Below are 8956 nucleotides of genomic sequence, written 5' to 3'. Positions count from 1 at the left end.
CAGAAAAGGTTGCTCATCGGTCAGTCTCCTTGCGGAGGCTGAATCATGCTGCAAGTGCAAGATCAATGGGTCCTGACCCTAGAGCGGGATGACCTTACACGGAACCATAGCCTGCGTTTCGGATGTAGTTTTCGCATCCCTGCGGTGTGAACTGGTCGAGAAGTGAGCTGATCCTGCGCCAGAGGGCTTCCTTGGTGCGTTCGGCGGTTTTGCGCAGCAGGTGCTTGAGTTTGGCGATGATCTGCTCGACGTAGGTTCGGAAGCTCTAGCCGTTGATCGGCCCGTCGATGACCCAAGGCGCGATGATCCCGTGATGGCGCAAGGCACCGACGAAGGTCATGGTGTTCCAGTGCCCGAAGGGCGCGCGACCGATCAGCCTCTGGCCGCGCGGCCTCCAGCAGCGCGAGCCGGAGCCATGTTGGTCTTGGCCCCGTTCGCCTGCTCTCTCGAACCGATGGCGTTCGCGGGCTCACCATCAATGAAGACAAGGCGGCGGGGGTCTATGCTGCCCTGGCGCGCCTTCCAACGGGCGCGCTTGCGGGCAATGTCCGGCCGCTCCTGTTCACTGATGAGCGCAGTTTTTTTGAAGCTGAGGCCCTCGGCATGTACAAAGGCCCACATCGTGCGATAGTCAACCTTCAGGCCCCGCTCGGCCAGCTCCGCCACCAGCCCGCGCCGGATGAAGTTGCCCTCCGCCATCCGGGCGCGCAACCAGTCGGCCTCGGCACCCCTGATCTTGCGCGGAACGTGACCACCGATCTTGCCGGGTGCCGCACTCCCCGTGCGGCGTCGCCGCTGCGACCACTTCACCACGCTCGACGGGGCCACGCTCAGGGCCTCGGCGATAGCGCGCACCGTCTCACCAGCGTCAAGCGCGCCATCGCGCGTTCCCGGATATCCATCGAAAGGGGGCTCGTCATGAAAGCTGGCCTCCTTACCCAGCCCCCATCGTGAATCAGAAATCCCAACCCGCGGGAATCCCCCCCAAGATTCACCCAAGCGTCATCCCGCTATAGTTGAGTTTGCATTCACCCTGGCCACCGTCTGGGGCTCGATTGCTGCTTGCATCGCGTGTTCATTGTTCTTGCCATCCTTGAAATGTGACGTGAGGATTGATGGGATCGGAGGTAGGTTGATTGTTTATTGGGCGACTAGCGCCAAGGTTGAAGTTAGCCACAGATTGGTTAGCTGAAGGTAAACGCCTCCCGCGCTTAGGGTCAGGACTCGTTCTCCATTCACAGCCAGAACATGACGGTTGCGGCGAGTGCGACGGCTGAGAGGAAGACCTTTGGGCACCGGTCATAGCGGGTGGCAACCCTGCGCCAGTCCTTCAGCCGACCGAACATGATCTCGATCCGGTTGCGCCGTTTGTAGCGTCGCTTGTCGTGCTTGATGGGTTTGCCGCGCGACTTCCTGCCCGGGATGCAGGGCTTTATCCCCTTGTCTTTCAACGCATCTCTGAACCAGTCAGCGTCATAGCCCAGGTCAGCCAACAGCCATTCTGCCTTTGGCAAGCTGCTCAGTAGCGCCGCCGCGCCGGTGTAATCACTTACTTGGCCTGCCGTCATGAAGAACCGGATCGGGCGGCCATCAGCGTCGGTGACGGCGTGCAGCTTGGTGTTCATGCCGCCCTTCGTCCGACCGATCAGACGGCCCCTCTGGTCGCCTGGCCCCCCTTTTTCGACCGCAGGCTGGTCGCCGTGCGGTGCGCCTTGAGATAGGTCGCGTCGATCATCACCGTCTTCGGGGTGGCGGCCTCGGCGGCCAGCCCAGCCATCATCCGGGCAAAGACCCCCTTGTCGCTCCACCGCTTCCAGCGGTTGTAGAGGGTCTTCGGCGGGCCATATTCCTTGGGCGCATCACACCACCGCAAGCCATTGCGATTGAGGAAGATTATCCCGCTTAACACCCGCCGGTCATCGACCCGCGGCTTTCCGTGGCTTTTGGGAAAGAAGGGCTGAAGCCGCGCCATCTGCGCGTCGGTCAGCCAGAAAAGGTTGCTCATGATCCAGTCTCCTTTCGGAGCTTGAATCAGGCCGAGCCCACAAAATCAATGGGTCCTGACCCTAAATTTAATAAAACTCTAACAAATGGCTATTGAATCGAGATTTGGCATCGGCGGTACGATGAAGTAGATTTATGCCACCTCAAAGGCGCAGAAGCGGCCTCCCTGACACCCCCAGGCAACCAGAGGAAACGTCGTGAGCAGGGGTACGCACCGTGTCAAATATTTCGGTTACAGTTAATGAGTCTGGAAGCGCGATCTCAGACGTGATAAATACTGCCCTGTTTGGCACCTCATTCGAGAATAGAGGTCAGACCGTTGATGAAGGAAGCATATACACCCAAGCCTTGTCCCAACTGGGCGTCCGGTATCTCCGTTATCCAGGAGGATCGCAAACTGAAACATTCTTCAACCTTGCAAATTCCAACTCGACAACACAGGAAAGCATCTTCAATCCAGGGAGCACGGCAAACTTTGAGCCGATAAGCGAATTCATTTCGTACGCGACGGCGAATGGCATCAGCCCAACTTTTGTGCTGCCTACCTTCCGATATTTTAATAAGGATGCGGCCGCAAACCAATTTCTCACTGCTGAGGGTGAAGTCGCAATAAGAAGCTTTGTCCTAAGCGTGCTTTCCGGAAAGTTTGGCGCAGTCAACGTCGCCGCATTCGAAATTGGGAATGAGTGGTTCAGCGATCGGTTGCTCTTCGATCCGCAGAATAATCCAACCGGCTGGACGGCATCTGAGTTCGGATTGTTGCAGGGTAGGATCGTCGACGTGGTCAATCAGGCAATAGTTGACAGCGGTGTTGAACAGCGGCCCAATATATGGGTGCAATCCGGTCAAAATGGAAGTTTGGACATTGATAAGAGTGGGATTCGAGACAATGTAGAGATATTGAATGGCCTTGGTGAGGATCGTATTAAGTACGTTGATGGGGTCGTGGATCACTTCTACCTCCCGACCCGAGGGGAAACGCCGATTGAGGTTCTAGCAAATGGCTTAGTGGCCTCGAACCGCATAGCCCGCCTTGTAGAAGACGGCTGGGATGTTGGAAAGTTTGGCCGTCTGGATTTGATATCATCAGAATGGAACGTTCGGGCCGCGCGGAATGGCGGCAGTACCGGTGATGATGCCAATATCACTGGGTTTGAGCGGCTTTCATTGTTTCTAGCTCTGTTTGTGGATATGGTACAGTCTGGTGTAGACTGGGCACAAGTCTACACTGTTCAGGGTCTTGGACCTTCCTCAAGTCCAGGGACGCTTAGTTGGTACGGGGAATCAGAACTTACACCAACCGGCTTGCTCTTTAAGCTTTTGTCTGAGCATCTCGTTGGCACAAGATTATTAGACAGAAATCAAGACGGTTTCATCACTATGGTTGACTACATGTTAAAGAATTCGGAGGGCGAAGTTGTAGCAACCACCTATTCCTTTTCTGGTGATGATAGAACAGTAAACTACTATTGCTCAGTAAGTGGGACGGATCAGACGCTTTCGTTTTCTGGGTTACGAGACGCTGTTGCAGCCGGCGCAACTGTTCGATTTTTGGTGATACGGCCCGGTGAGGGCCTTTCTGCAACAAGCTCTACAGTGCGCGGGGAGCTGGTTGATGCTACAGAAGAGGTGCTCGCTCAGCTTCGCAGTGGATCTGGCAACTTTGAATTCCTACTTAAGCCCTTCGAGGTTCTTCAGGTAGAGTTGCAATGGATTTCTTCAGATCCTTCGCCGGGCTCTATAGCATTTGCTACTACCCCAATAGTTGGTTCGGATTTTGCCAATGTTCTAATGGGCGGTGTTGCTAGTGACTCGATTTTCGGCCACGGCGGCAATGACACCATTTATGGCTTGGCTGGAAACGATTATTTGGTTGGTGGTCATGGAAGTGATGTACTGTATGGTGGAGATGGTGATGATACTCTGGTTGGCAGTTTTGGGGCGGACGCGTTATTCGGAGGCAGTGGGTCCGATTGGGCGGACTACCGAAGTGCGCTTTCTGGCGTAAATGTAGACTTGATAGCTGCAAGTAGAAATGGCGGAGAGGCTGTCGGCGATACATTCTTTTCTATTGAGAATATCTCGGGGTCAGACTTCAATGATCGATTGGAAGGGAATGATGATCACAATTGGATAGTTGGAGGGTTTGGAAACGATACTCTTTCTGGCCGCGGTGGCAACGACCGGTTGGGAGGTGGAGAGGGCACCGACATTTTGTACGGGGGGGACGGCAACGATCTTCTGTATGGCGACAGCGGAAACGATTCGCTGTATGGCGGCGCGGGCAACGATACGCTGTTCGGTGGCGACGGGGACGACCGACTGGACGGCGGCACGGGCAATGATCGGATGGAAGGGGGCCGAGGCAACGACTTCTATTTGGTGGACAGCGTCCTCGACGTCGTGGTCGAAAACGCCTCATCGGGCTTTGACACCGTCCAAACAACCCTGGCCAGCTACACTCTTCCCGCCAATGTCGAGATCCTGCTGATGACCTCGGGGCTAAGCTCGACGGGGACGGGCAACGTGCTCGACAATACAATTACCGCAGGTGTGGGCAACGACACGCTTTATGGCTTGGATGGCGTAGACTGGCTGTACGGCGAAGGTGGCAATGACCGCTTGTACGGGGGCACTGGCACCGACATTTTGTACGGGGGGGACGGCAACGATCTTCTGTATGGCGGCAGCGGAAACGATTCGCTGTATGGCGGCGCGGGCAACGATACGCTGTTCGGTGGCGACGGGGATGACCGACTGGACGGCGGCACGGGCAATGATCGGATGGAAGGGGGCCTAGGCAACGACTTCTACTTGGTGGACAGCGTCCTCGACGTCGTGGTCGAAAACGCCTCATCGGGTATTGACACCGTCCAAACAACCCTGGCCAGCTACACCCTTCCCGCCAACGTCGAGATCCTGCTGATGATTTCGGGGCTCAACGTCCTGGGCACCGGCAATGCGCTGGACAACACGATTGCAGCGGGGGCGGGAAACGACGTGCTTCATGGCATGGACGGCGTGGACTGGCTGTATGGCGATGCGGGCAACGACCTGCTCTATGGCGGGGCCGACATTGATGCGCTCTGGGGTGGGACGGGGGATGATACCCTCTTCGGCGGCGACGGTGGCGATGCGCTGCAGGGCGAAGTAGGCAACGACGTCCTCTACGGCGGCAACGGGATGGACTGGCTGTTCGGCGGCGATGGCGATGATCGCCTAGAAGGTGGAAACGACACCGACGCCCTCTTCGGCGGCTTTGGCAATGACCTGCTGTACGGCGACAATGGCGGTGACAACCTCGACGGCGGCTATGGCAATGACGTGCTGTACGGCGGGCAGGGGGTCGACTGGCTCTATGGCTCGTTCGGCGACGATTCGCTGTACGGCGGGACCGAGACCGACGCGCTCTTCGGGCAAGAGGGCAACGATCTTCTCGACGGCGGTGACGCCGGCGACAACCTGGACGGCGGATCCGGCAACGACACGCTGTTTGGCGGGGCTGGCGATGACTGGCTTTACGGCCAGGAGGGGAACGACCTTCTTTACGGCGGCGACAATGCCGACGTGCTTTGGGGGGGAGCCGGGAACGACACGCTTTACGGCGGTAATGGCGCCGACCATCTTAACGGTGGCGACGGCGACGACTGGCTGTACGGCGGGGCGGGGCGCGACGTCTATCACGGCGGGGCGGGAGTCGATCATTTCGTGTTCAACACCGCGGATGCCGAGGACCTGTTACTTGATTTCACCTCGGGCACTGACCGGGTGGTACTGGACCGCGCGGCCCTGGGGATTGCCGGAGCCGCGACGCTTGCGGATATGTGGCAGACCGGGGCGGGCCTGCCGGGCAGTTTCGGCGGCACCTCGCCGGTTCTTTACTACGACACCAACTTCCGCGCACTGTTCCTCGACCTCGACGGCGGATCCTCAGCTAATGCAGTGGCGCTGTTCAGCCTGGATGTCGGCCAATCACTTGCTGTTACAGACCTACTTTTCCTATGAATGTAGCCCTGATACAATGGCTAACCAGAGAGCGAGATCCAGAACTTGAAGACCACGCCACTAGGCCTATCAGTCGGAAGATTGGAATGTGGTGCACATAGCCCTTCGTCGAGCAGTGTGGCCTCAAGAAACCGACACTCCGCACACTCTGCCGGGCCAAATCTAAAGAATAGCGCTACTGCGTCAGTGTTATTGCATGCAGCAGATCCAACGCCAACAGACTGAAGCTTCAACAACCATGACCCGCGCATTCCTCAACCTATTTCACTGCAGCGCCGATAATGTTGGGGATCAGATGTGTGGCCCATGCCAATATCTATGGCCTGACCTCTTCGAAAATAGTAACCTCAATAGATCATTGCCAGAATCCACAGAAGTAGTGGTGCTCGGAGGCGGTCAGATCTTTTCGCAACTTTCTACGATCTCGGCTAGCATCAGCCATAAAAATAGGTCTGTAAAGTTGATAGCGTGGGGTGTTGGCATACCACCCAAAGGCAAAAGGGATGCGGACATTGCAGGAATTCTAAGCCGGTTCTCCGCCTTTTCTACCCGAAACTACGAGTGGCGAGAAGCACTGGACTTTATTCCTTGCGCCAGCTGTCTTTCTCCAGCCTTTGATAATCCGCAATCTCCTACGAACGAAGTGGTTGTGTATATGCACAGACGAAAACCAGGCCCAGCCTCTATTCCAACTGACATTCCAACAATGAGCAACTCCATGCGCGACCCTATCAGCGTAATTAATTTCATTGCGTCTGGTGAAACTGTGGTCACAAGCTCATATCATGGGGTTTACTGGGCGCAGTTGCTCGGGCGCAAAGTGGTCTGTATACCCTACAACAACAAGTTTCGCACATTTCAATACGAACCAACATATGCAGAACCAGAAAGTTGGATGCAGAACATCCGATCTGCGAAGAGGTTTGATCCACTGTTGGCAGAGTACCGCAGACTTAATAGAGGATTTGCGAGTAGAGTCGAGGATCTATGGGATGAGTAAACAGTCATTGATCGCGAAGCGTGTAGTTGTTCACGTTGGTCCGCACAAAACGGGATCATCGGCCATCCAAAAATGGCTGCACAGAAACACAAGCTTTCTTGCAACTCACGGGATATCTTTCCTTCAGAATTCCGTCACGCACAGAGCTGCGCGCCTAATTGCCCATGAAGCATACAGCGATGCGGAAATTGCTCTGGAAGAGATAAAGAACGCAATCACCTTGCAACCTTCGCCAATCGTAATTTTAAGCCAAGAAGACTTCTGCGGCGATCTTCCAGGGCGATCGAAAAAGAAGGGCATTTACAAGCGTCTTTTGAGAAACTTTAGGACGCTACGTCGCGTTCTGTCACCTCATTCACTTACATTTGTTTTCTTCGAGCGGGAGGAGTCTGCCTGGCTCAGGAGTTGCTATCATCAGAACTTAGTTCATCGCCCTCAGTTTAGCAAATTCGTCGATTTCCAGGATAGCCTCGGGGAGATACCAAGCTGGCAGAATATTTTGGCAAGAGTGAAGGAAAACTTCGATCACTCTCTGGTTCAAGTGCCGTATAGGTCTGAGGCAGACGCTGGGATAAAGGATCTCCTTCGGGTTGCCGGTCTGACAGGCTTGGAGTTACCCGATCAAGCATCCGTGATTAACCGCTCACCCACGCCCGATATCATTGAGGCTCTTGAAAGTATAAATTCGAGATCCTCATTCCCCCAAAGTGCGTGGTTCTCGAAGGGCCTTCTGCTTCGAGGTTGGAGCCCAAGAGCGCCGGTCCAGCAGGACGGAGGCCTTAATATCATGAATGGATCCCAGGCTGCTTTCGCGCTGCCCGAGCTTTTTGAAAGAGTGCGTTCACGCTTTTCTACACAAGATTGTTTAGACCTCCTGCCAGATGAAAACTGTGATCTTCATGCGCTTCTGGGGAAGCGCCTCCCTGAGGAGCGAGAGGAGCCGAGACTCTCGCGAAGCGACATGGCAGATCAGTCGGTCATTCTTGATTATCACTTTCGGGGAAAATCAGAGCTGGCAAAATTGAACGCGTTTTGCATTAGTTACTTGCGCCGGGGCACCCCGCACACTGGTAAGGCTCGGAGGTTGTTCCATCGGATCTGGAACGAGTGCGGGGTAAATCTTGTAAATGAGTTGAGCACACGTTGGCTAATCTCGACGCTTCAAACGTTTCTAGACCATGGGGTTTCCGAACAACAGAGGCTCATTGGTGCAAGCGGGTATTTTTACGCCAATATGATGAAAATATATGAGGGTGAGCGTGCAATGGATGGATTGGAGCAGGATGCAATTGTGAGAAATAGCGAACCAGTTACGCAAAGTAAGTTTAGAGGCCTAGACCGTTACAGAATAGGTGGGTCAGACCTTTTGCTCAATACAAATGCGCTTGCGCTTGAATTGTCCGCGCTGGATGATGTAGCTGGCCTGGTTCTGCAAGAGTTCCTGGTCCGTGTGAAGCATTCTTGGAATGTGTTCAGAAGAGCGGATGCAACGCGCGAGCAGTTAAAGATCGACGTGGCCGGGTTTGAGGACACTTGGTCGTTCTATCAGGGGCCCACAAACGGCTAGGGTCAGTACTCGTTCTCGCGTTATAGCCAGAAGATGACGGTTGCGGCGAGGGCGACGGCGGGGAGGAAGACCTTCGGGCATCTGTCGTAGCGGGTGGCGACCCGGCGCGGGTCCTTCAGGCTCCCGAACATGATCTCGATCCTGTTGCGGCGTTTGTAGCGTCACTTGTTGTGCCTGATTGGCTTGCCGCGCGACTTCCTGGTTTGAGTTCGAGGACGTGGTGTAATTTCGGCGCCGTCAACGGAGTGATCCCGGGTGGCCTTCGAGGTGTAGGATCGAGGTGGAGTTTGGCGACTTCAACTAGGGTCAGGACCCATTGATCTTGCTTCTGCGGCGTGATTCACGCCTCCGCAAGGAGACTGACCGATGAGCAACCTTTT

Annotated in this window: 4 protein-coding genes and 2 pseudogenes; 3 read left to right on the top strand and 3 right to left on the bottom strand. The window is 55.3% G+C overall.

The annotated features are described in order from the left end of the window. Positions 1–94: 94 nt before the first annotated feature. Together D5084_RS04415 and D5084_RS04410 are read right to left on the bottom strand one after the other, a co-directional pair. Positions 95–920, bottom strand: a pseudogene (locus tag D5084_RS04415) (transposase). A gap of 315 nt (positions 921–1235) precedes the next feature. Beyond that, a protein-coding gene (locus D5084_RS04410; RefSeq protein WP_274378865.1) for an IS5 family transposase occupies positions 1236–2005 on the bottom strand; the annotation gives its coding sequence in 2 pieces (ribosomal slippage) (positions 1236–1669 and positions 1669–2005; 771 coding nt in all). A 347-nt stretch (positions 2006–2352) separates the two neighbouring features. Here D5084_RS04410 and D5084_RS18635 point away from each other — a divergent pair. From D5084_RS18635 to D5084_RS04395, 3 genes are all read left to right on the top strand, one after another. Then, a complete protein-coding gene (locus D5084_RS18635) occupies positions 2353–6009 on the top strand; it encodes a calcium-binding protein (protein WP_128514307.1) in 3657 nt (1218 codons plus the stop codon). A gap of 196 nt (positions 6010–6205) precedes the next feature. Beyond that, on the top strand, positions 6206–7009 hold the full coding sequence (locus D5084_RS04400; RefSeq protein WP_128514306.1) for a polysaccharide pyruvyl transferase family protein: 804 nt from the start codon (positions 6206–6208) through the stop codon (positions 7007–7009). After that, positions 7002–8576 (top strand): hypothetical protein, encoded by a 1575-nt coding sequence (locus D5084_RS04395; protein WP_128514305.1) that lies wholly within the window; start codon positions 7002–7004, stop codon positions 8574–8576. The genes D5084_RS04400 and D5084_RS04395 overlap by 8 nt, the downstream gene beginning before the upstream one ends. 20 nt (positions 8577–8596) lie before the next feature. On the opposite strand, the pseudogene D5084_RS04390 reads toward D5084_RS04395, so the two are convergent. Continuing rightward, positions 8597–8776 (bottom strand): annotated as a pseudogene (locus D5084_RS04390) (transposase); the annotation flags it as partial. Between the last annotated feature and the right edge of the window lie 180 nt (positions 8777–8956).

It is taken from the genome of Tabrizicola thermarum (assembly GCF_003574395.1).
Classification (GTDB): Bacteria; Pseudomonadota; Alphaproteobacteria; order Rhodobacterales; family Rhodobacteraceae; genus Tabrizicola; species Tabrizicola thermarum.
The sequence above is the reverse complement of the archived record's forward strand: the minus strand, read 5'-3'. Positions and strand labels throughout refer to the sequence as shown.